Source organism: Prevotella sp. oral taxon 313, from assembly GCF_003043935.1.
In the GTDB taxonomy this organism is placed as follows: Bacteria; Bacteroidota; Bacteroidia; order Bacteroidales; family Bacteroidaceae; genus Prevotella; species Prevotella jejuni.
The window spans coordinates 3,025,380-3,048,683 of sequence record NZ_PYXE01000001.1 but is presented as its reverse complement, the minus strand read 5'-3'; the positions used below and the strand labels follow the sequence as shown (position 1 = coordinate 3,048,683).

The following is a 23,304-nucleotide window of genomic DNA, read 5'->3' as shown; positions in this document are numbered from 1 at the left end:
TTCTACAAAGGTAACTAAAAAAACCTATAATAAATAAGAACGATGGCACTTTTATTAATAAAACATCTCGCTCAAAACCCTCAAATATATGCAATTTAGTTTTATTTTTAGTTGCTGTCATATTTAACATTTGACATAAAACGCATATTATAAGATACTTACAAGGCGACTTCACATGACAGATATGACAGCAACTTCCAAACTTCTTACGCAAAGGTTCTACTGCCCCATACGGTTAAAGACAGGATTATCCATTACAGATTAGGCTCTTCGTAGAGCTACCAGTTACTCTGTCCCAGCATGGAGTTCATGTTGCAGAGGTTCGGGATATTGGCAAGGACACGACCGACATGGGCTCGACTTGTCAGACGTAACTGACTGTCCTACCACTGACAAAGTTGACAGAAGATGGAGGTAGCAGTCATGTAGAAGTCCTTCAGCGCATCCTTAGGAATAAAGAAACACTTTAGGAAGAGAGCTTCAACAGGAGAACATAGCTACCACACTCTTGTAAAAAATCCTTACATACCACCAAACTAAGACTTTTCAAAACAAGAGTATATTCTCCCCTATTATCGAGTTTGTAACCTACAAGAAATCAGCACATTACATACAGCATAAAAGAAGACGCCCTTCTTGCTTTAAGAAGGGCGTCTTCAACACGCAAGAAGGGCATGTTCTCAAATACTGTCAGGCCTCTTCTTGTCGCTTCCTCAGCCTCTTCACGAATGGAGAAAAGAGTGGTTAGCGAAAAATCTCAACATTCTCTATCTGTCCGTTTAATGGTTTTTCTTCCTCACTCCGTATTCTTGTAGAACCTTCCCTGCATTCTCTTCTCACAGCGAAGCGCTGAAATTTGCACACAGGCAGAGCCCACATAAAAGTGAGCCCCGTCCTCTCTATCGCTCAAAAGGTCCTCTTATTGTCCATTAACAGGCAGGAGCGTCACAGTAAGTGTTACTACCTCATGACCATCACTATCACTGTCTGTAATTAGCAGCTTACCTTTTTCGAATTTAAGAGGTAATTGCTCTTTATCGGTAAAGCCGTCTTCTTTCTCAGAGACAGCAATTACTAACTCGTTAGCATTTGTCCATTGCCAATAATTCATCACATCTTCATTACTGCGACTATTGGTTACATAATACGAACCAGCGTGTGTGAACGTCACTGTCTGCAGTATGTCAAAGTCTTTGAAATCATCTAATCTCTCTTTAGCCAACTTGAGTTTATCCTTATACTCAGATGCGTCAATAGCAGCCTTCAGACCGTTTTTAACGTCATTAAAAGAATTTGTCGTAGCCGTCCCATCATAAACTTGCTTACCATCATAGCTCACTGTGAGGTGTAACTGAGAGAATTTCCACGTGCGACACAGATAGTCAGTGTTCTTATCAGACGGTAGCACCCCTACTTTCTCTGCTGTCAACTTTGATACCTTACCCTTATTAGTCAACTGAAGACTGTAAGAAGACTTACTGATCGGAATGATTGTCAGCTCACCAAAGCCATTCAACACATAACTATCTCCCTTCTTTTCGTAGCTACCAGAGAGGATTACGTCATCTTTTGTACCCAAGATACTGGCATTCTTAACAATGAAATAACGTCCTCCCTCAGATAGTTCAATACTCTTCCAAGCAGACCCAAACGTTGTCACCTTGTATCTCGCAGCATCAGCAACGTGCGATGGTTGCTCAATGATAGGCTTATCTACATCATCGTCCGAACTGCTACATGCTGTAAAACTTAGTGTTGTCAATGCTAACAAACCCGCTACCAAAAATTGTGAATGTTTCATATCATTTTCTTTAAGTATTTGTTTTATCCTTTGAAGTCATCTAATCGCTCATTTATAAGCCACCTGTACCTAATCAACCCTTGCCAACCTATCTTGCTAACAAAGGATTAAGCAATGCTAAACTCCTATTCATTTCATTAGACAAGGCTTCTATCTGTTCAATTAAATTTTATCAGTCGCAAAGATAAAAATACTTTCGTTTACTATCGCTCATTAGCCGTTAAAAATAAATAAACACTCGTTTTTCTCTCTCAAACCAATTATAAATCTTGTTTTCCATATTCTTCAAAACACTGTAGCAGACTCTCTTGAAGATGTTTACATCCCACCTTACAGTAAAGAAACAATCTTGAAAGGCCAAAGACGGAGATGAAAAAAGAGCCAGATAATTGACAATCAATTATCTGGCCCTTACTTTTGTGCGCCTAACAGGACTCGAACCTGCACAACGTGAGTTACTAGATCCTAAGTCTAGCGCGTCTACCAATTCCGCCACAGGCGCATAACGACTGCAAAGATACGCAATGTTTTGGATATAACCAAATATTTGGGAATTTCTTTTATATCCCTTTCCTACCTATGTGACATTTGTTTATAAATAATCTTATGACATTTGTTTACGAATGAAATAAAAGATATATCTTTGCAAAAACAGATGGGTTGCTAAATAAATCTCTCCTTGCGTCCATGTGTGATCAAGATACCTCATAAGAAAGGAGGGGCTTATTTTACGAATAGCCAACAATGATCTTAACAATATTAATTCTTTAACTAACTAACGATCGACAATGAAAAAGACATTATTAACTGTTTTATGTATGGGCGTTTTGTGTGCTTCAGCTTCTGTAGTTTACAATGGTACTGGTGAAACTGGTGTAATGATGAGGCAGAATACAGTCTCCGTTAAGCCCGTTCCTACCAAGAATGCTTTGAGTAAAGATGAGCGTGCCGCTATCTCACTCATTACGTCTATGTATAACACAAAAGGCTTTGACAATACTGCATACCTAAAGAGGCACTGTACAAAGAAGTTGCTTAAGGTGTTGAAGGCTGCGTATGATTATGAATATGACCCACTTCCAGATGCTTATGCTGGCTGGTTGTTCCGCTCTGGTGCCCAAGATGGACCGAGCGATGCACATAAGGTTCTGCGTGTTGTGAGCCTTGGTAACAACTGGTATCAGTATACTTTCTTGGATATGGGCATAAAATGTACCAATAAGGTAAAGGTTATCAAGGTCGGTAACAAACTGATGTTTGACGAGATTAAGCAAGGTAAAATATAAAACATAAAGACCTTTCTGAACCTCCCAGTCCCTCCTTTTAGAGGGATTGGGCGTTAGGAAGCGTCTTTATCACCTTTCTTGCAAACTCTATAATCGTATCCTTGCCTCGTGCAAAGTCTTCAGAAGTGAGGGAAACTTTGTAGTCAGGGTCAATACCGAACTCTGTCATCTGTCTATCACGGTCGTACATCGGACAAGCAGAGAAGCGTACAGCCCACCCGTTAGGTAGCTCTGAGGTAAAAGGCAGACCAGCTCCGCCACCAGTACGGTCGCCAACAATCTTGACATTTGGGCAACATTTCATATACTTCACAAACTCGTTAGCAGCAGAGAAGACGCTACGGTTGGTCAATACAATGACTGGTTTATGCCAACGAACACCTTTTCCTGGTTTTAAGTATTGCGGTTGTAACGAAGAGAAATCATCATGTCCCTTCCCTGTTTTATGCTGTATGTAGCCAACGAGTAGTTCCTCGTTTGTGAAGCGTGCAGCTAATGTTTCAGCATTTGAGACACTCCCTCCTCCATTATTTCTTATGTCAATTATCAGTCCGTTGCAGGGTTGCAAATGAATGAAGATATCATCCAGATTACCAGCGCCAATAGTCCCTTGGAATGTCTCACAGCGCACATAACCGATGTTATCATCAAGGACAGTATAGTCTAAGCCGCTTGCAATGAGATAATCAGTCTTGAGGTAGATCCTTTCTAACGAATCAGAATAGTTCTTGGGATAGTCTTCATGCCACGCCCAGTAGCGTCCTACATCGAAAGAAGTGTACAGATTGACGTGTCCATCCTTCAGTTCAGAGAGCATATTAGTCATCACCTCGAACTGTTGTTTGGCTGTCATAGAGTTATCAAACTGCCGTGCATAACGACTGTGCACCTCCTGCCAGTCTATTCCTTTCTGTGAGAAGAAACAATAGTGCTCGTCGATGATTCTCCATAAAGCCTCGAAATTGCCTTGTGGACTATCTGATAGCTGGTCGTTGGTGACGCAACTTGTCACAGAACTGAGGATTATAAGTGATGAAACCAGTACGTATAGGAAGGAAGGAAAAAGCTTTCTCATGGGATAAACTTATTGATTGAGAATTTACGAACAATACCAATCACGAGGAGATTACTCCATACATGTTGGCGTAGCCGATTGACCTTCGCCTGCTGGTAATCACCGAGATAGCCTACACGGAAGGTTGTATGGCGGAGCGTGAAATCAAAGGTAAGCTGCTGGCGGAGCGACGGAGCAGATGCAGGTGTTGTGACAATAAGATTATGGTCGTAGTTGTCACGTGTAAAGATCTCGTAATAACTCTGTCCGTAATTAGGCGAGAAGGCCAGTCCGAGGAGCGGCACCTGTACCTCATATCGTAGTTGGAAAGGGAGCTTGAGAAGGTGGGAACGATAAGCAGCAACGGCAGTCGGTGCAATATTCACCTGTGCGTAAGCTTGTGCAGGATTGTTAGAATTGCGCATATTATAGAGGAAACCGAGTCGTGTATCAATTCCTCCGCCCGCTTTTAGTAGCAGTTCTCCTTCGCCAACGTTCCATTTTCCCAAGGCATACAACCAGTTATACTGAAAGTTGTAGAAGCCACCTAATTCGTTGTTGTTCTCCTTTCGATTACGAACAGACACGATTTGTGCTTGGTGTATGAGTTCTCTTGACAGCTTAGTACCGTTCTCACGCTCAGAATGGGAGACATAACGAAGCTCTGTCCCTGCGTATTCTTCGGGTGTGAGGTAGGTGTCGAGGACGTTTACAGCACCAATTCCCAACATCTGTGCATTGGTGATCACCTTGTTACTACGTAGGGTGTCCTGTGCCAACGCAGCTGTTGGTGTTGCGAAAAGGGTTATTGCTGAAAGTGAGACACAACCAAATAAAAATGTCTTTAGGTTCATAGGCTTGATAAAGAAAATAGGATGTAAATGCAAGTCAAATAGTTGTTTGTTGAAAACCGATAGGTGATAATATGATTAGGTATTTATAAGTAAAACGATGAAAGGGGAGTGTACGAGGTGTACACCCCCTTTTCAATAGTCTTTTTATCATACAGTTTACTCATTGTCGAAGAGGTTCAGCTGACCAGTAATCTCATCAATGACCTGCTGCTGAGACTTACCAGCATCTGGATCGAGATTTTCCTCCTCGTTACCCATTGTTGGGTTCTCCTCCTGCAGGTCGTCTTCAGAGTTCTCATCCTCCTCCTTCTCCTTTTCAGGGAAGCGTGTTGGCTCCAGTTCTTCAATCTTGTCAACCGTCCAAGTGGTCAGACGTTTACCCTTTGCCTTAAATCCCTTCACCCCCACGAATTGTTCTGCATCGACCTCCTCAGTACCACGTGAGGCATCAGCTCCACCGTATGTAATCAAAATACGAGGGAAGGCAACGTCCGTTAACAGTACCATCTTGGAGTTAGGATTGTCTCCGATAAAGTTCTGATGACGCTTGTTAGCTTCCATCTGAAAACGCTTCAAGTAAGGATAACCCTGATTGTCGGCATCAAAGATGACAGCCGTCCAAGGCTTGTCGGCATCAAATTTCTCTATGCGCAGAATGTTGTCTTCATAATGATTGGCCGAGTCAAAGTTTGTGATATAGAACTCTCCGTTCTTAAGAACTACCAAGATACTATCTTGATCAGAGAACTCTCCGAGGTAACGACCATGGTCTTCGTAGTTGATACGGTTGACATCTGGGTCGAACCAAACCTTACGACCACCTAATGTAGAGTGTCCGTGACTCTTAAGTGAGATACGATGAATACTCTCCTTGGTCAGCAGATTACCCTTTGCGGCACGTCCCTTGATAAGGATGTTAGCAAAGTCACGCTCCATAAAGATGTTCTGCTTCTTCTTATCAGGGTTTGGGTCGAGTGTAATCTTTATCACTTCCGCCTCACCATTAGGGTTAGCCGTGAAATAGTTAATCTTAGAACCAGCCGTACCGAGGGTTACGTCGTATTCTTTATCACGTGTGATGGAAGTGACGTTGAAACGTTTAATATAATAAGGTCCTGTCTTTCCGTCCCGATAAACAACGTTATAGATGGTGCGTTTATCATTCTTTTTGAACACTTGTACGTAGAGTACGCCCTTACCAACAAAGACTTTGTCAGCTATTCGGATAACCTTATACTTACCATCACGGTAGAAGATAATCACATCATCAAGGTCGGAACAGTTCTGAACGAACTCCGCCTTCTTAAGACCCGTACCGATGAAGCCCTCTTGTTGGTCGATATATAACTTCTCGTTGGCGTCGACTACCTTAGCCGCAACAATTGTGTCGAAGCTCTTTATCTCTGTACGACGTGGATGATCCTTACCATATTTCTCCTTCAGGTGTGTAAACCACTCGATAGTGACACGTACCATCTCACTGAGATCTTTATTAATCTCAGCTATCTCGGCCTTAATTTTCTGTATCAACTCGTCTGCCTTGTCCTTATTGAACTTCAGAATGCGTTGCATCTTGATTTCTAAAAGACGGATGATGTCGTCACGTGTCACCTCACGGATAAAGTTCTTCTTATAAGGCTCAAGTTTTGAGTCGACGAAATCAACAACTTCGTCAATATTTTTAGCCGTCTCGAACTTACGTTCCTTATAGATACGATCCTCGATAAAGATACGTTCAAGGGAGTTATAGAACAACTGCTCTTCCAGTTCATGCTTACGGATTTCCAGTTCAAGTTGCAGTAACGCCTTCGTGTGCTCGGCAGAATTGCGCAATACATCCGATGTTGTCAAGAACTCTGGTTTGTTATCTCGGATGACACAACAGTTCGGTGAGATATTAACCTCACAGTCGGTGAAGGCATAGAGCGCATCGATTGTCTTATCACTTGACGTACCCGGTGTAAGATGAAGTTGAATCTCCACCTCCGAAGCTGTCATATCCTCCACCCTACGAATCTTCAGTTTGCCCTTCTCAACAGCCTTGGTAATAGACTCTTGAAGCGTGTTAGCTGTCTTAGTAAAAGGTACCTCACGGATGACAAGCGTCCTATTGTCGAGTTTCTCAACCTTCGCACGTACTTTCAATACGCCTCCTCGCTGACCATCATTATATTTCGAAACATCAATGCTACCCCCCGTTGGGAAGTCAGGATAGAGATGGAACTCCTCGCCACGCAGGTAGTGAATGGCAGCATCGCAGATGTCGTTAAGATTATGTGGGAGTATCTTGGATGACAAGCCGACGGCAATACCCTCAGCACCCTGCGCCAAAAGCAGTGGGAACTTCACTGGGAGCGTAATCGGCTCTTTGTTTCTTCCGTCGTAAGAGAGCTGCCACTCCGTTGTCTTAGGATTGAAAACCGTCTCTAAAGCAAACTTAGACAATCGTGCCTCAATGTATCGGGGTGCTGCTGCACGGTCGCCAGTAAGAATGTTTCCCCAGTTACCTTGTGTGTCAATGAGCAAGTCCTTCTGTCCCATTTGCACCAAGGCATCACCAATAGAAGCATCACCATGAGGGTGGAACTGCATCGTATGTCCCACGATATTAGCCACCTTGTTATATCGTCCATCGTCCATTCGCTTCATAGAATGGAGGATACGACGCTGAACAGGTTTCAATCCATCCTCGATATGAGGTACAGCACGTTCAAGGATTACGTAGCTGGCGTAATCCAAGAACCAGTTTTTATACATACCAGAAAGATGATGCACGGCAGAAGCATCAAACCTATCAGCAGGCTTGTAATCAGAATGAGAATTCTGTTCCTGGCTATCTTCACCAGGAGTAAGGCCGTCCATGTCTTTTATTTCGTCATCCATATAGTTCTTGTTTTATCTCTTTAAGAAGCAAGCTTCATAAGACTGCAAATGTACGAAAAAAAAAGTAAACAGGCAAATTATAGCTTGTTCAAGTGTTCGAATTGGTTTTCTGTTTGCAGCCTACGCTCATTTCGCCTGTGTCATGACCCTCCGTCAAGTGTCACAAAGAGAACAGCAGATAACAAATGGAGACTTTAGCAGATGCCACATCTTGACTCCCAACAAACCAAAACTTGCCTTATTAATAATCGATTTAGGCGAAAGTTTCGCAGTAAACCTATTCTTTTTCGGCTAAAAAAGCGTAACTTTGCGTCAAAAATTAAGGTATAAATAGATAATTATGGCACAAGAGGATGTTTTCAAGAAGATTGTAAGCCATTGTAAGGAGTATGGTTTCGTCTTCCCAAGTAGTGATATTTATGATGGTTTAGCAGCTGTTTATGACTATGGTCAGAATGGTGTTGAGCTAAAAAACAATATCAAACAATATTGGTGGCAGTCAATGGTATTGCTACACAGCAATATTGTTGGTATCGATGCATCTATCTTCATGCATCCTACAGTATGGAAAGCAAGCGGTCACGTTGATGCTTTCAACGATCCATTGATTGACAACCGCGATTCTAAGAAGCGTTATCGTGCTGATAACCTCATCGAGGACCAGATTGGTAAATACGAGGAGAAGATTGCGAAAGAAGTAGCTAAGGCTGCTAAGAAGTTTGGCGATGCCTTTGATGAAGCTAAGTTCCGTGAGACTAACCCACGTGTCCTTGAAAACCAGAAGAAACGCGACGACCTCCATGCACGCTATACAGAAGCAATGCAAGGACCAGACCTTGAGGCCTTGAAGCAGATTATTCTTGACGAAGGAATCGTTGACCCAATCAGTGGTACAACCAATTGGACGGACGTTCGACAGTTTAATCTTATGTTCTCTACCGAGGTGGGCGCATCTGCTGATGCTACTAACAAGATTTATTTGCGCCCAGAGACAGCGCAGGGTATCTTTGTGAACTTCCTCAACGTACAGAAGACGGGTCGTATGAAGTTGCCTTTCGGTATCTGTCAGATTGGTAAGGCTTTCCGTAACGAGATTGTTGCACGTCAGTTTGTTTTCCGTATGCGTGAGTTCGAACAGATGGAGATGCAGTTCTTCTGCCAGCCTGGAACAGAGATGACATGGTTCGACTATTGGAAGAAACATCGCTTGGCATGGCATGAGGCACTTGGTATGGGCGACGATAACTATCGCTTCCACGACCACGAGAAATTGGCTCACTATGCGAATGCTGCTACTGACATCGAGTTCCACATGCCGTTTGGTTTCAAGGAGGTGGAGGGTATCCACTCTCGTACGAACTACGACCTCTCTCAGCATGAGAAATATTCTGGTCGTCAGGTGAAATACTTTGACCCAGAACGCAACGAGAATTACACTCCATTCGTAGTAGAAACATCTATCGGTGTTGACCGTATGTTCCTCTCTGTTATGTGTCACAGCTATACGGAGGAGGCATTGGAGAATGGTTCAAGTCGTGTTGTTCTGAAATTGCCAGAGCCATTAGCACCTGTTAAGTGTGCGGTTCTTCCATTGGTTAACAAGGATGGTCTACCAGAAAAGGCACAAGAGATTGTTAACAATCTTAAGTTCCACTTCAACACACACATGGAGGCTAAGGACTCTATCGGTAAGCGTTATCGCCGTCAGGATGCCATCGGTACTCCTTTCTGCGTGACTGTTGATGGTGACACACTGAAGGATAACACCGTTACGCTACGTTATCGTGACTCTATGAAGCAGGAGCGTGTACCAGTTGAGAAGCTGCGCGAGATTATCGAAGACCGCGTATCTATCACCTCATTACTGAAGAAGATTGATATTGACTAATTTAAGAGAAAGGTAGCAGAGCAGGTTCTTTTAGTTCTCTAAAGAGCGTAGAAACGACTGAAGAAGAACAAGAGAACTTGTCCTGTCAACTTTTTATAGCCAAATAACAGACTATGACAAAGAATATTAAGACCTTGATTGGTATCTTCTGCTTAGGTGGAATGATGCTGTCTGCAGGCCTCTTCACCTCATGTACTGAGAATGATGATACTGTAGAAGAATATGCTAATTGGCAGTCGAAAAACGAGACCTATTGGGATAATCTATACACGACTACCCAACAGAAGATTAAGGGTGGCGACATTTCTTGGAAGATAATACTTAATTACACCTTCCAAAATCAGAAGCAAACTACAGGTTCTGCACTTACTTATCGTCCAGAAAACTATATCATTGCACACGTAGAACAGGCAGGGACAGGCACGACAAGTCCGTTGTATTCTGACTCTGTGTCTATGCACTATATGGGTCGACTGATTCCATCTACGACTTATACATCGGGGCTTATCTTTGATAAGTCATGGTCAAGCAACCAGTTCAACGCTGCAACATCACGCCCTGTACACAGCTACATCGGACTGACATACGATGCTGAGGGTAAGCCGACGAGTCTTGTCGATGGCTTCACAACTGCCTTAATGTCAATGCACCGTGGCGATCATTGGACTGTTTACATCCCTTATCAGTTGGGTTATGGTGAGAAGAACTCTGGTGTTGTACCAGCTTACTCAACCCTCATCTTTGATTTACGATTGAATGATTTCTCTCATCCAGGCGTGAAGTTGAAGGATTAAAAGGTAGCATAAAGGCTGCACAAGAAGGTCAGAACGAGTTTTAGTCTTATAGTATAGGGACACAAAGTCTCGTGTGTTCGTTTTTAGAACAGAAGTGAACAGACGAGATTGATGTCCCTTTTTCTCTTTTCATAAGCTACCCCTCCTTCTATGACGTCTTCTGCCTCTCCCTTTCACGCATCTTTCTTGATTTATTACTTAGGTTTCACTCGTCAGATATCATAGTAGTTCCGTGCATTTATCCTTCCGTAAATCCGTCACAGATAGGCTTCTCACCAAGATTAGAAATGGTGGGATGATGAGCAGGAATGAGAAATTTAATCTCATTATCCAACTCAGTGTCCCATCTATCTTAGCGCAAGTAACAACGGTACTGATGTTTTATATCGATGCAGGAATGGTGGGATCGCTTGGTGCAGAACCATCAGCAGCCATCGGACTTGTCGAACCAGCCACATGGCTTATCTTCTCTTTAGTGAGTGCCGTGACGATGGGTTTCTCTGTACAAGTGGCTCATTTCATTGGTGCGAATGACTTTCCAAAAGCACGTGCAGTCATGCGGCATGGCTATGTCTTTGGACTTTGCTTCTCGTTGTTAATGCTACTTATCGCCTTCCTTATTGGTCCACGACTCCCTATATGGCTCGGTGGAGGAACTGATATACAGCATGATGCAATGGTCTATTTCCTCATCTTCTCCTGTATCACACCATTTCATCTGATAGAATACATGTCGGGAGCTATGCTTAAAGTGGCTGGTGACATGCGTCGTCCAAGTATGATGGCAATACTGATGTGCGTGTTGGACGTTATTTTCAACTACTTTCTGATATTTCCTACACGTACTATCTCACTCTTCGGGATAGAGCTGACAATGCCAGGCTTGGGTGCTGGTGTTGCTGGTGCAGCCCTCGGTAGCCTCTTAGCCTTCGTCTGTGTCGCTTTACCCTTGGCTTATTATGCCATCTCCCGCAGTCCTATCTTGGCATGGAAACAAGATACAGAACGCTTCTCATGGCGATGGCAGTATATCTGGAACGCACTGAAGATTAGTGCACCAATGGGTTTACAGTACCTACTCATGAATGGTGCTCAACTCGTATCAACAATGATCGTGGCTCCTTTGGGTAACATTGCAATTGCTGCACATTCGTTTGCTATTACAGCTGAGAGTTTATGTTACATGTCTGGATATGGCATCAGTGAGGCTGCCACAACCTTAGTAGGCCAGAGTGTGGGAGCTGACAGGCGTGACCTCCATCGTAGTTTCGCATGGATGACCGTCTTCCTTGGTATGATAGTCATGGCCTTCATGGGTGTTGTGATGTATATCTTTGCCCCAGAAATGATAGGACTCTTATCTCCTGTTACAGCCATTCAAGACTTGGGAACTTCTATTCTCCGCATCGAAGCATTTGCCGAACCATTCTTTGCAGCAGCCATCGTGGCATATAGCGTCTGTGTCGGAGCAGGTGACACATTGAAACCTTCGATGATTAATTTAGGTAGTATGTGGCTTATCCGTCTGACATTAGCCTATTGCCTTGCGTCCCAGTACGGTCTGCGTGGTGTGTGGTTTGCAATGGCTGTCGAGCTTTCTCTACGTGGTATGATGTTTATCTTCTATCTTTTCAAGCGTCTCCGAAAGACTTAAATAAGGAGGAATGACTAAAAAATATTATTGAGAATCACCCTCTTATACGTAGATATGTCAATAGGAAAAGATATATTATATATAATAAGGTGGAAAGAGACATGCGAAGGGAGACTTTCCAAAAGATTAGAAAATCATACCCTTGTGTCTTAAAGAGGATGGAAACATCCTATAGGCATTGTTTAATAGGAAACATTTATTGGTAGATTAGCCCTTCTTCGTTGCCCTTTTCCGTGCAGAAAGGAACGAGCTACATAACCACTTTTAGCCCGTTTTATTGTCTAAAACGCTGAAAAAGATGTTGAAAAAGCACTTTTTTACCTAAAAATTAGAATTTTTTCTATGAAATAATGTAGTCTATTCAAAAAAAGTGCTACCTTTGCACACCGAATATAATTAAGTCGCTAAAATTAACAGAATTAATATTAAGCATTTATGAAAAAGTTTTTGATTGCACTTTCGATGCTCGCTATGGGTATCACAAGTACACAAGCTCAGGTAGCTTACGAGAAGGCTAAGGCATTTGACAACATTTACCTCGGCGTTGAGGGTGGTGTTACAGGTCCTCTTAATTTCAAACATTTCGCTCCAGTTAACCCTGTAGCAGGTCTTAAGCTCGGTAAGCAGTTCAGCCCAGTTTATGGTGCAAACCTCGAGGGTCTTGCTTTCTTCGGTGACAACCGTTGGCAGACTGGTTCATTAGGTTTCTCTAACAGCCACACTGTTGTTCGTGCTATCAACCTCGGTTTGAATGGTACTATCAACTTCACAAACCTTTTCTGCGAGTACAACCCAGACCGTCGTTTCGAGGTAGGAGCTGAGGCAGGTATCGGTTACTGGATTACTTACGGTGACAAGCACCTCATTCAGACTGGTAACACTGGTGATGATACAGAGTTGACAGCTAAGACTGGTCTTACATTCGCTTACAACCTTGGTGAAAAGAGAGCTTGGCAGCTTTATGTTGAGCCAGCAGTTCTCTGGAACCTCACCCACGGTCCTGGCGATGCTATTCAGTTTGGAAAGCAGGCAGCACAGCTCGGTCTCTTCGTAGGTCTTAACTACAAGTTCAAGACTTCTAATGGTACTCACAACTTCAAGGTTTGGAATGTTGGTGAGTTGAACGATGAGATTAACTCTCTCCGTGACCAGCTTAACGCTAAACCAAAGGAGGTTATCAAGGAAGTCGTTAAGGAAGTTGTTAAGGAAGTTCCTGCACAGACAACTCAGACTCTCTGCATTGACAACTTGGTATTCGTAACATTCGCTCAAGGTAAGTACTTCCTTACAAACGATGCTAAGAAGGCTCTTGACGAGGTTAAGTCTGGCCGTCACGTACAGATCGTAGGTACAGCTTCTCCAGAGGGTTCTAAGGCATTCAACGACCGCCTCTCTCAGAACCGTGCAGACGTTGTTGCTAAGTATCTCCAGAGCCGTGGTGTCATCGTTGATGAGGCTAAGGGTCAGGGTGTACAGGGTGTAACATCTAACCGTTTGGCTGTTGTTTACGTTAAGTAATCAAGCTAACATCTCACTAACCGGTAAAGGTTAGTTGACAAAAATAACTGATAGGGATGAATCTTTAAGGTTCATCCCTATTGTTTTTATATACTCTCATCATTCCATACTTCTATCCACTCTTTATAAGAACTTAGTGTGGGACTTTGCAGAAGAAAGACGAGAATAGAAGTAGACACACTACGTTATATATGAAGTGCTGAATGTCCACTATTCTACTGCCCATTACCACCTGAATCTATAACACCTTATCAAGAGTAAGACTCCACCAAACAAAACTCCTTTTCATTGCTGTTAACCTTTTGTAAGCGGGTATCATATTAGTTTATAGTAAGATTACACGAAGCTTTATGAGTAACAACATACCATCTTAAAAACATTTCTTCTAATAAGTAGTATCGCTATCTCCATGTTTGAGTAATCAAAATCAAACATTCATATAAGGCTCGTTTTGGGATAAATAACAGAATACCTCACTGTTTTATTTTGCTTTTTAAGCTATTTAGCGTACCTTTGCATTGTTTTCATGTTATTCGACAATGTCAAAGGAAAATAAGTTCGACCTTCTAAATAAAATACAGTCACCTGCCGACTTGCGCAAGTTAACGTTAGATGAATTGCCAAGATTATGTCAGCAGTTGCGAAAAGATATCATTGAAGAGGTTGCCGTCAATCCAGGTCATCTTGCCTCCAGCTTAGGAGCAACTGAGATAACGGTAGCCTGCCACTATGTTTTTAATACTCCAGAAGATCGTCTCGTTTGGGATGTAGGACATCAAGCATACGGACACAAGATTCTTACTGGTCGACGTGAGAACTTCTGTAATAATCGTAAGTTAAACGGATTAATGCCTTTCCCCTCTCCTTTTGAGAGCGAATACGACACGTTTACTTGTGGGCATGCCTCTAACTCTATCTCTGCCGCATTGGGTATGGCGGTTGCTTCTAAACTGACGAAGCAGCAGCGTCATGTGGTTGCCATCATTGGTGATGGTGCAATGAGTGGAGGCTTAGCCTTCGAAGGACTGAACAATGTCTCCAGTCAACCTAATGACTTGCTTATCATTCTGAATGATAATGACATGTCTATTGACAGAGCTGTGGGAGGTATGGAGCAATATCTATTAAAGCTCGATACCAACGAGACTTATAACCGACTACGCTTCAAGGCATCACAGTGGTTGCGTGATAAAGGTCTACTGAATGACGAACGTCGCAAAGGCTTGTTGCGCTTTAACAATGCGTTAAAGTCGGCTTTATCACATCAACAGAATATGTTCGAAGGCATGAATATCCGCTACTTTGGTCCTTTTGATGGTAATAATGTTGAGGAATTAGTGCGTATCCTTCGCCAGTTGAAAGACATGAAGGGCCCAAAGCTACTTCATCTGCACACCAAGAAGGGAAAAGGATACGAACCAGCTGAGAAGAGCGCAACGGTATGGCATGCCCCTGGTAAGTTTGATCCAGAGACGGGTAAGCGTATTGTCCAAGACAGCAGTAACGAACCTCCTAAGTTCCAAGACGTGTTTGGTAAGACACTGTTAGAACTTGCCAAGAAGAATAAACGCATTGTTGGAGTAACGCCGGCCATGCCAACAGGTTGTTCGATGAATATTATGATGGACGTTATGCCTGAGAGAACATTCGATGTTGGTATTGCTGAAGCCCATGCAGTGACTTTCTCTGCGGGCATGGCAAAGGATGGTTTGCAGCCTTTTTGCAATATTTATAGTGCTTTCTCACAACGTGCATACGATAGTATCATCCATGACACTGCTATCCTCAATCTTCCTGTTGTTATATGCTTAGACCGTGCTGGCTTAGTGGGTGAGGATGGTGCGACCCATCATGGAGCTTTCGACATGGCCTTCTTACGTCCTATTCCAAATCTTACAATCGCTTCCCCAATGGACGAACGCGAGTTACGTCGATTGATGTACACGGCACAGTTGCCAAGAAAAGGTACCTTCGTAATCCGTTATCCACGTGGGAAGGGTGTGCTAACAGATTGGGAATGTCCTCTCAAAGAGATTGAAGTGGGAACAGGACGACGTATCCACGATGGTTGGGATGTGGCTGTATTGAGTATCGGTCCTATCGGTAATGATGTTGAAAAGGCTATTAAACTGGTAGAGGGAGCAGAGTCATCAACCTCAAATGGGCATTGCCCGTCAATAGCCCATTATGATATGCGCTTCCTAAAGCCCTTAGATGAGAAAATCCTTGAAGAGGTAGGCAACCGCTTCTCACGCATCATAACGATAGAAGATGGTGTACGCAATGGTGGTTTAGGCTCAGCTGTGACCGAATGGATGAGTGATCATGGTTATACACCACATATCACTCGTATGGGAATGCCAGATCACTTCGTAGAACAGGGAACTGTTCAGCAACTGCGTGAAATCTGTGGAATAGACATAGAAAGCATCAAGAAAAGGTTGCTGGATAGTAACGAATAACAAACCATTCCCCTACTACCTACTATATACTCCCTCGTTTCATCTCTAAAAGAATAAGGTATGAAAATCATTATATCAGGCGCTTACGCCATAGGAACCTATTTGGCAAAGCTACTCTCACGTAACATGCAAGACATTGTGCTCATGGATGAGAACCCAGAGAACCTGGAGAAAATCGGTAATGAGTACGACTTGCTTACGATGGAATGCTCTGCTACGAATATTAAAGGTCTAAAAGATGCTGGTGCAGAGCATGCCGACCTCTTTATAGCAGTAACGCCAAACGAATCGGCTAATATTGCTGCCTGTGTTATAGCACACCAGTTGGGTGCGAAGAAGACGGTAGCACGTGTTGACAACCCTGAGTATGTGGAAGAACAGAACAAAGAGCTCTTTCGTCAGATGGGTATCAACGATATCATCTATCCGGAGATACTTGCAGCAAAGGACATCATCAACGGTCTAAAAATGTCTTGGGTGCGCCAGCGTTGGGATGTACACGACGGCGCTTTAGTGATGTTAGGTATTAAGGTGCGTGAGAGTTGTGAGATTCTTAACCGTCCTCTGCGTGAGATAAGTGGACCTGACGACCCTTATCACGTCGTTGCTATCAAACATAACGAGGAGACTATCATCCCTGGTGGTAATGATACGCTACAGTTGTATGACCTCGTTTATTTCATGACCACAAAGCAGTATATCCCATACATTCGTAAGATTGTTGGTAAAGAACAATATGTTGATGTACAGAATGTTATCTTCATGGGTGGAGGCAAGACTGCTGCACGTGCGGTGAAAATGTTACCAGAATACATGAACGCAAAGATTATCGAACAAAACCCCGCCCGCTGCGAGGTTCTAAACGATGTCTTCAGTGAAGACCGATTGGTCATTAATGGTGATGGACGGGATATTGCCTTATTACAAGAAGAAGGAATACGCCACACACAAGCCTTTGTGGCGCTAACGTCTAATGCTGAGACGAATATCTTAGCTTGTCTGACAGCTAAGCGATTGGGCGTTCGTAAGACGGTAGCATCAGTTGAGAACTTCGATTATGTGGCTACTGCAGACGGTCTGGATATTGGTACGATTATCAATAAGAAGGCGCTTGCAGCCAGTCATATTTATCAGATGCTACTCGATGCAAACGTAGAGAACGTGAAGTTCCTTATGTCTGTCAATGCTGATGTGGCTGAGTTTGTACCCAGCCCTAACTCGAAAGTGACTCGGAAAGTTGTCCGAGAGCTTAATCTTCCAAAGGGAATGACCATCGGTGGACTCGTAAGAAACGGGGAAGGAATGCTTGTTTCTGGTAACACACAGATTGAGGCTGGCGACTCTGTGGTGGTATTCTGTTATAATGTCGATATTAAAAAGGTAGAGAAATTGTTTATTTAACCATGCTTAATCTGAGACTTATTTCCAAGATACTTGGCTCGTTGCTATGGATAGAGGGTGTATTGATGCTCGTTTGTCTGTTTGTTGCAATACTTTATCAAGGCACCGATATCATGCCTTTCGTGTGGAGTATTCTCATTACGTTGGGCGCAGGTTTGTCCTTACGATTGCTTGGACGCAATGCCGATAACCTCTTGGGACGTCGTGATGCTTACTTCGTTGTAACGGTATCTTGGATATTCTTTACGCTCTTCGGTACACTACCTTTTATGTTGAGTGGTGGTATTAAGAGTTTCACAGATGCTTTCTTTGAAGCAATGTCAGGCTTTACTACGACGGGAGCATCCATCATTGACTATCCTGAGTATCTCCCTAAAGGACTCCTCTTTTGGCGTTCACTAACGCAATGGATAGGAGGATTAGGTATCGTATTCTTTACTATTGCCATCCTTCCCTCTATGGTAGGAGGTTCGGTAAAGGTGTTTGCTGCCGAGGCTACCGGCCCTATTAAGAGTAAGCTACATCCCCGATTGAGTACGAGTGCTAAGTGGATATGGGTGGTTTATTTAGTTCTAACCATCACTTGTATCCTCTCCTATAAGGTTTGTGGCATGGGATGGTTCGATGCCTTCAACTATTCAATGACCAGTACGGCGACAGGAGGGTTCTCTACGGAGAGTGGTTCTATCGCTACTTTCCACTCTCCTACAGAAGAGTATGTCTGTGCCTTATTCTGTTTCCTCTCTGGTGTCAACTTTACTTTGTTGTATGCTTCGGCCGTGGGGTTGGACATCAAGAAACTTATAAAGAATAGTGAGTTCCGTTTCTATACGATTATGGTACTGGCGTTTGCCATCTTCATCGCAGCAGAACTCGTCTATCGTAATCATTATGACATAGAACACGCCTTCCGTAGTGCACTTTTCCAGGTGGTGTCCTTTATTACTACGACGGGTCTCTTCAGTGATGATGCTGGTAAATGGCCTCATGTTACGTGGGTAGTCTTAGCTGCTTGTATGTTCTTTGGAGGCTGTTCTGGTTCAACAAGTGGCGGTATTAAGAGTATTCGTGGCGTAATGCTTTTGAAGGTGGTACGCAATGAGTTCCGTCAGATTCTACACCCGAATGCAGTCTTACCAATGAAGATTGATGGTGTAAACATCCCACAGTCTAAGCGTGTAACCCTCTTAGGTTTCGTAGGACTTTACCTCATCCTAACTCTTTTCTGTGCCTTCACAATGATTGCAGTTGGCATTGATAACACGAATGCTATCACAATTACATTGAGTTCATTGGGTAATGTCGGACCAACTTTAGGTATGGAGATTGGACCTACCATGTCATGGGCACAACTGCCAGACTTGGCTAAATGGATTTGTTCCTTCCTTATGCTCGTAGGTCGTCTGGAGTTGTTTACAGTCTTAGTACTATTTACTCCGGCCTTTTGGAAGGAGAACTAATGATGGACAAAAGCCTTTATCAGGATCATACTCGTTTCAAGATGATACCTCATAAAGGCTTTTATTTTTCCTCTACAACTGTCATCAACAAATTATTTTCATGAAAAAAAATATTTATCTTCACGAGAAAAAATATTTATCTTCACGAGAAAAAATATTTCTTTTCATGAAGAAAAATATTTATTACCGTGATAATAAAACATTGACGACTGTCGTCTACCACTTTCTCCCCCTTCCTCTTCCTATCTTATATCACTTAATAATTCCCTAAAACACGCTGAAACCACCCCATAGAAAGGCAGAAAAAGATTCAACACAGATGGTAGAAACAACCAAACACACCTCTTATCAGACTTTTAACAGTATTTGTGTTGGAGTTCTGTAGAGAATTTGTATTTTTGTAAACGATAAACTTAAAACAAGTACTATGGTGATTTCCATATAATGGAGGTCCACATACAAAACAATAAACCAAAACGTACTACAATGAAAAGAAAGAACTTATTATTTTTAGCTATTGCATTCCTTGCAACATTCTCATTAGCCTCTTGTCTTAACGACGACTATGAGAGCAGGGCAAAACTGCCATCAGCAGAAGAACTGAAAGCTGCAAGTAAGTTGATTCAAGGCTCTTATCAAGGAAAGATCTATCAGTATGGTCTAAATGATAGGACTGGCAAATCAGAGAAGAAAGACTCAGTGAATAGCAGCTGGGAAATCAAAGATGACTCCACACTTGTTATACGAAATTTCCCAAGTAGAATGTTAGCAGCTAACATTAAGGACTCTGTTTTAAGAAAGACAATAGCTGCTTTACCAGACCAGGAAATCAAGTGTGCCATCGGGGTATACAGTGTGAAGCCTATTCTTTTCCTTGCTGCTCCTTACGCTATAAACTTAGGTAAGATGACATATAAAGGTCAGGTACACGATATTAGTATCCATTTTCGATTTGACCCAAGCTTTACTTACGGTGGTTACGATACTGAATCAAAAACGTCAGCTTGTTACCTAAAGGGAGTAGGTGTGTTTGTTGATGGTGTATTCGATGATTTAGCTACAAGTCCTCTGACTACTTTCCTTATTTACTCTAAGCCAAAGTTATAGGAATAAGGGCCTTATAATAGAATTAATAAAAGCCGAGGGAAGTCCGTATTTGACTTTTCTCGGCTTTTATGTGTGCCAACATAGACACTATCATTCCGTCTGTCACCGCTAAACTGTCATATCATCTGCCATTATGTCAGTTCTCCTCTGTTGGCATATCATTTGTCTAATTATAGGCGAACGACGCTGAAAACGATAGCGACAGACAATCACGTCTGGTAGAGTTATAGCAATAAGCGTCAATAACTGAATACGAATAATAATAAAAAAAAGATATACAATTATGGGAAAGATTATTGGAATTGACTTAGGAACAACAAACTCTTGTGTTGCTGTATTTGAAGGTAACGAGCCAGTAGTAATTGCTAACAGCGAAGGTAAGCGTACAACACCTTCTGTTGTAGGCTTCGTTGAGGGTGGCGAACGTAAGGTAGGTGACCCTGCTAAGCGTCAGGCTATCACAAACCCAGAGAAGACCATCTACTCTATTAAGCGTTTCATGGGTGAGACCTACGAGCAGTGTAAGAAAGAGGCTGAGCGTGTTCCATTCAAGGTTGTTAATGAAGGTGGCTATCCACGTGTACAGATTGACGACCGCAAATATACTCCACAGGAGATTTCTGCAATGATTCTGCAGAAGATGAAGAAGACTGCTGAGGACTATCTCGGCCAAGAAGTAACTGATGCAGTTATCACTGTACCTGCTTACTTCTCTGACTCACAGCGTCAGGCTACCAAGGAAGCTGGTCAGATTGCAGGTCTTAATGTACAGCGTATCGTGAATGAGCCTACTGCTGCAGCGCTTGCTTACGGTGTTGACAAGGCTAATAAGGATATGAAGATTGCCGTATTCGACCTTGGTGGTGGTACGTTCGATATCTCAATCCTTGAGTTCGGTGGCGGTGTATTCGAGGTGCTCTCTACTAATGGTGATACTCACCTTGGTGGTGATGACTTCGACCAAGTAATCATTGATTGGTTAGTTAATGGCTTTAAGGCTGAAGAAGGTGTTGACCTCACAAAGGATCCAATGGCAATGCAACGTCTGAAGGAAGCTGCTGAGAAGGCTAAGATTGAACTTTCAAGCTCTTCTTCTACTGAGATTAACTTGCCTTACATCACTGCAGAAGGTGGCGTTCCAAAGCACTTGGTAAAGACTTTGACTCGCTCACAGTTCGAGCAGTTGGCACATAGCCTTATCCAAGCTTGTCTCGTTCCATGCCAGAATGCTATCCGCGACGCTAAGTTGCAGACATCAGATATCGATGAGGTTATCCTCGTAGGTGGTTCAAGCCGTATTCCTGCAGTGCAGACATTGGTTAAGAACTACTTCGGTAAGGAGCCTTCAAAGGGTGTAAACCCTGATGAGGTAGTTGCTGTTGGTGCAGCTATTCAGGGTGCTATCCTTAATAAGGAGAGCGGTGTAGGCGACATCGTATTGCTCGACGTAACTCCATTGACCCTCGGTATCGAGACAATGGGTGGTGTGATGACAAAGCTGATCGATGCAAACTCTACTATACCTTGCAAGAAGAGTGAGGTGTTCTCTACTGCAGCTGATAACCAGACAGAGGTTACTATCCACGTTCTGCAGGGTGAGCGTCCAATGGCAGCACAGAACAAGTCTATCGGTCAGTTCAACTTGACAGGTATTGCTCCAGCTCGCCGTGGTGTTCCACAGATTGAGGTAACATTCGACATCGATGCTAACGGTATCCTTAACGTATCAGCTAAGGACAAGGCAACAGGTAAGGAGCAGAGCATCCGCATCGAGGCTTCAAGCGGCTTAAGCGAGGACGAAATCAACCGTATGAAGGCTGAGGCTGAGCAGAATGCAGCAGCCGACAAGGCAGAGCGTGAGAAGATTGACAAGCTGAATCAGGCTGACTCAATGATCTTCACCACCGAGAACTTCTTGAAGGACAACGGTGATAAGATTCCAGCTGACCAGAAGTCAGGCGTCGAGTCTGCTCTCCAGCAGCTCAAGGATGCTCACAAGTCAGCTGACGTTGCAGCAATCGACACAGCTATCAACAACCTCAACACCGTTATGCAGGCAGCATCACAGCAGATGTACAGCCAAGCAGGCGGTCAGCAGGCAGGTCCTCAGCCAGGAGCAGATGCTGGTCAGCAGGAGCAGCCAAAGCAGGATGACACCATCCAAGATGCAGACTTTGAGGAAGTTAAGTAAAGAACATAATAAGTATATTACAATAAAAGAGGGGATTCTTATATTCTCCTCTTTTGTTTTATTCAATCTAAACAATGAAAAAAGAGAATATCTTAAAGCAAATTGTATTGCAAGAATATGGAGAAAAGAAGCACCCAAAACTAACTAAGAATCAGTTCTCACTTTCATCTGAACTGTATTTTGAAGTAGAAAGAATCTACAAAGAATTAGGGGGAACACAGGAAGAACCTCCTTTAACTTTTGGTCCATGGGACATCTCAACCCCTAAGTTTATAATAGAATTAGATGAAGAGAATCATTTCAATAGATATAGATTAAAGACCTTAAACTCTAATATTTATCAGAGCATAAAGGGATTCCCTTTGGAGGCATATAAACAATTTTGTGAACAATATGAGTCTCGTTGCCGTAAATTCGGAGGATATTGGAAATCCGATTCTTCAGAGAATTTGTTTATGAAAAGTAATGATAATGGATGTTTAAATGGAGCTGGGAGTTCAAGATGGAAGCAACGTGCCTTTTATGATTTCCTAAGAGATATTACTGGAGTTATAAGCGGAATTCCTGTTATCCGTTTATCTATTTATCAAACATTTAAGGGTAAGAATGTCCAAGATATTATAGAGTCTAAAGATAAGACTATGATTTTAGATTTAGTAAGGACGACAGTCGATGAGTGGATGTAGGAATCACTTATGACATTACATAATATTGAAGAAGAATATCCTATGACCCCTTGAAGAATACAACTGATTATCCTACGATTACGCACACTGTGCTGGCACTCACTGCGAGAAGGTCAGTCAGTGTTTGTATCATATAGTCTATACGATATGAGAAATGGGTAGAAGATAGTAGTATATGATATTAAACTTAAAAGTGATTACGAACTTCCAATTTTATCAGCTCTTTGCATCAGTTTGTAAGGAACATTTTTCATGAGGAAATATC

At 42.8% G+C, this 23,304-nt stretch carries 15 protein-coding genes and 1 tRNA gene; 11 read left to right on the top strand and 5 right to left on the bottom strand.

Going from position 1 to position 23,304, the window contains the following annotated elements; all coding sequences use genetic code 11:
* Positions 1–919: 919 nt before the first annotated feature.
* Both AXF23_RS11945 and AXF23_RS11940 read right to left on the bottom strand, forming a co-directional pair.
* Positions 920–1,801: a hypothetical protein gene (locus AXF23_RS11945; protein ID WP_107625445.1), complete on the bottom strand. Its 882-nt coding sequence runs from the start codon at positions 1,799–1,801 to the stop codon at positions 920–922.
* 420 nt (positions 1,802–2,221) lie between these two features.
* Positions 2,222–2,303 (bottom strand) — tRNA-Leu (locus AXF23_RS11940).
* Positions 2,304–2,589: 286 nt separating this feature from the next.
* Between AXF23_RS11940 and AXF23_RS11935 the strand changes: the two genes are divergently transcribed.
* Positions 2,590–3,087 carry a hypothetical protein gene (locus AXF23_RS11935; RefSeq protein WP_233251296.1) on the top strand — a complete coding sequence of 166 codons (498 nt, stop codon included), beginning with the start codon at positions 2,590–2,592 and terminating at the stop codon, positions 3,085–3,087.
* A gap of 37 nt (positions 3,088–3,124) precedes the next feature.
* On the opposite strand, the gene AXF23_RS11930 is transcribed toward AXF23_RS11935, so the two are convergent.
* The 3 genes from AXF23_RS11930 to AXF23_RS11920 all read right to left on the bottom strand — a co-directional run bounded on the left by AXF23_RS11930 (position 3,125) and on the right by AXF23_RS11920 (position 7,878).
* A complete protein-coding gene (locus tag AXF23_RS11930; protein WP_107625443.1) occupies positions 3,125–4,162 on the bottom strand; it encodes a S41 family peptidase in 1,038 nt (345 codons plus the stop codon).
* Positions 4,159–4,995: a DUF3316 domain-containing protein gene (locus AXF23_RS11925; RefSeq protein WP_107625886.1), complete on the bottom strand. Its 837-nt coding sequence runs from the start codon at positions 4,993–4,995 to the stop codon at positions 4,159–4,161. The genes AXF23_RS11930 and AXF23_RS11925 overlap by 4 nt, the downstream gene beginning before the upstream one ends.
* A 156-nt stretch (positions 4,996–5,151) precedes the next feature.
* Complete coding sequence (locus tag AXF23_RS11920; RefSeq protein ID WP_107625442.1) at positions 5,152–7,878, bottom strand: DNA gyrase/topoisomerase IV subunit A; 2,727 nt, start codon at positions 7,876–7,878, stop codon at positions 5,152–5,154.
* Positions 7,879–8,218: 340 nt separating this feature from the next.
* On the opposite strand from AXF23_RS11920, the gene AXF23_RS11915 reads away from it, so the two are divergent.
* From AXF23_RS11915 to AXF23_RS11870, 10 genes are all read left to right on the top strand, one after another.
* Positions 8,219–9,766, top strand: a complete 1,548-nt coding sequence (locus AXF23_RS11915; protein ID WP_089366581.1) for a glycine--tRNA ligase — start codon at positions 8,219–8,221, stop codon at positions 9,764–9,766.
* Between the two features lie 113 nt (positions 9,767–9,879).
* On the top strand, positions 9,880–10,560 hold the full coding sequence (locus AXF23_RS11910; protein ID WP_107625441.1) for an FKBP-type peptidyl-prolyl cis-trans isomerase: 681 nt from the start codon (positions 9,880–9,882) through the stop codon (positions 10,558–10,560).
* A gap of 232 nt (positions 10,561–10,792) precedes the next feature.
* On the top strand, positions 10,793–12,214 hold the full coding sequence (locus tag AXF23_RS11905; protein WP_107625440.1) for an MATE family efflux transporter: 1,422 nt from the start codon (positions 10,793–10,795) through the stop codon (positions 12,212–12,214).
* Between the two features lie 435 nt (positions 12,215–12,649).
* Positions 12,650–13,732 (top strand): OmpA family protein, encoded by a 1,083-nt coding sequence (locus AXF23_RS11900; protein ID WP_107625439.1) that lies wholly within the window; start codon positions 12,650–12,652, stop codon positions 13,730–13,732.
* Positions 13,733–14,271: 539 nt separating this feature from the next.
* Positions 14,272–16,194 (top strand): 1-deoxy-D-xylulose-5-phosphate synthase, encoded by a 1,923-nt coding sequence (gene dxs / locus AXF23_RS11895; RefSeq protein ID WP_107625438.1) that lies wholly within the window; start codon positions 14,272–14,274, stop codon positions 16,192–16,194.
* 60 nt (positions 16,195–16,254) lie between these two features.
* Positions 16,255–17,595, top strand: a complete 1,341-nt coding sequence (gene trkA, locus AXF23_RS11890; RefSeq protein WP_009013286.1) for a Trk system potassium transporter TrkA — start codon at positions 16,255–16,257, stop codon at positions 17,593–17,595.
* 2 nt (positions 17,596–17,597) lie between these two features.
* On the top strand, positions 17,598–19,055 hold the full coding sequence (locus AXF23_RS11885) for a TrkH family potassium uptake protein (protein WP_107625437.1): 1,458 nt from the start codon (positions 17,598–17,600) through the stop codon (positions 19,053–19,055).
* A gap of 486 nt (positions 19,056–19,541) precedes the next feature.
* Complete coding sequence (locus AXF23_RS11880) at positions 19,542–20,162, top strand: DUF4840 domain-containing protein (protein ID WP_107625885.1); 621 nt, start codon at positions 19,542–19,544, stop codon at positions 20,160–20,162.
* A gap of 283 nt (positions 20,163–20,445) precedes the next feature.
* A complete protein-coding gene (gene dnaK / locus AXF23_RS11875) occupies positions 20,446–22,353 on the top strand; it encodes a molecular chaperone DnaK (RefSeq protein WP_107625436.1) in 1,908 nt (635 codons plus the stop codon).
* Between the two features lie 74 nt (positions 22,354–22,427).
* The gene (locus AXF23_RS11870; RefSeq protein ID WP_107625435.1) at positions 22,428–23,039 is read left to right on the top strand and encodes a DUF7255 family protein; all 612 of its coding nucleotides are present in this window, start codon (positions 22,428–22,430) and stop codon (positions 23,037–23,039) included.
* Positions 23,040–23,304 lie beyond the last annotated feature (265 nt).

Excerpts from the sequence above, each read along its gene's own strand:
- dxs (WP_107625438.1), top strand. The coding sequence starts at position 14,272 with ATGTCAAAGGAAAATAAGTTCGACCTTCTAAATAAAATACAGTCACCT.
- AXF23_RS11920 (WP_107625442.1), bottom strand. The coding sequence starts at position 7,878 with ATGGATGACGAAATAAAAGACATGGACGGCCTTACTCCTGGTGAAGAT.
- AXF23_RS11945 (WP_107625445.1), bottom strand. The coding sequence starts at position 1,801 with ATGAAACATTCACAATTTTTGGTAGCGGGTTTGTTAGCATTGACAACA.
- AXF23_RS11880 (WP_107625885.1), top strand. The coding sequence starts at position 19,542 with ATGAAAAGAAAGAACTTATTATTTTTAGCTATTGCATTCCTTGCAACA.
- AXF23_RS11900 (WP_107625439.1), top strand. The coding sequence starts at position 12,650 with ATGAAAAAGTTTTTGATTGCACTTTCGATGCTCGCTATGGGTATCACA.
- AXF23_RS11935 (WP_233251296.1), top strand. The coding sequence starts at position 2,590 with ATGAAAAAGACATTATTAACTGTTTTATGTATGGGCGTTTTGTGTGCT.
- AXF23_RS11910 (WP_107625441.1), top strand. The coding sequence starts at position 9,880 with ATGACAAAGAATATTAAGACCTTGATTGGTATCTTCTGCTTAGGTGGA.
- dnaK (WP_107625436.1), top strand. The coding sequence starts at position 20,446 with ATGGGAAAGATTATTGGAATTGACTTAGGAACAACAAACTCTTGTGTT.
- AXF23_RS11915 (WP_089366581.1), top strand. The coding sequence starts at position 8,219 with ATGGCACAAGAGGATGTTTTCAAGAAGATTGTAAGCCATTGTAAGGAG.
- AXF23_RS11930 (WP_107625443.1), bottom strand. The coding sequence starts at position 4,162 with ATGAGAAAGCTTTTTCCTTCCTTCCTATACGTACTGGTTTCATCACTT.
- trkA (WP_009013286.1), top strand. The coding sequence starts at position 16,255 with ATGAAAATCATTATATCAGGCGCTTACGCCATAGGAACCTATTTGGCA.
- AXF23_RS11885 (WP_107625437.1), top strand. The coding sequence starts at position 17,598 with ATGCTTAATCTGAGACTTATTTCCAAGATACTTGGCTCGTTGCTATGG.
- AXF23_RS11870 (WP_107625435.1), top strand. The coding sequence starts at position 22,428 with ATGAAAAAAGAGAATATCTTAAAGCAAATTGTATTGCAAGAATATGGA.
- AXF23_RS11925 (WP_107625886.1), bottom strand. The coding sequence starts at position 4,995 with ATGAACCTAAAGACATTTTTATTTGGTTGTGTCTCACTTTCAGCAATA.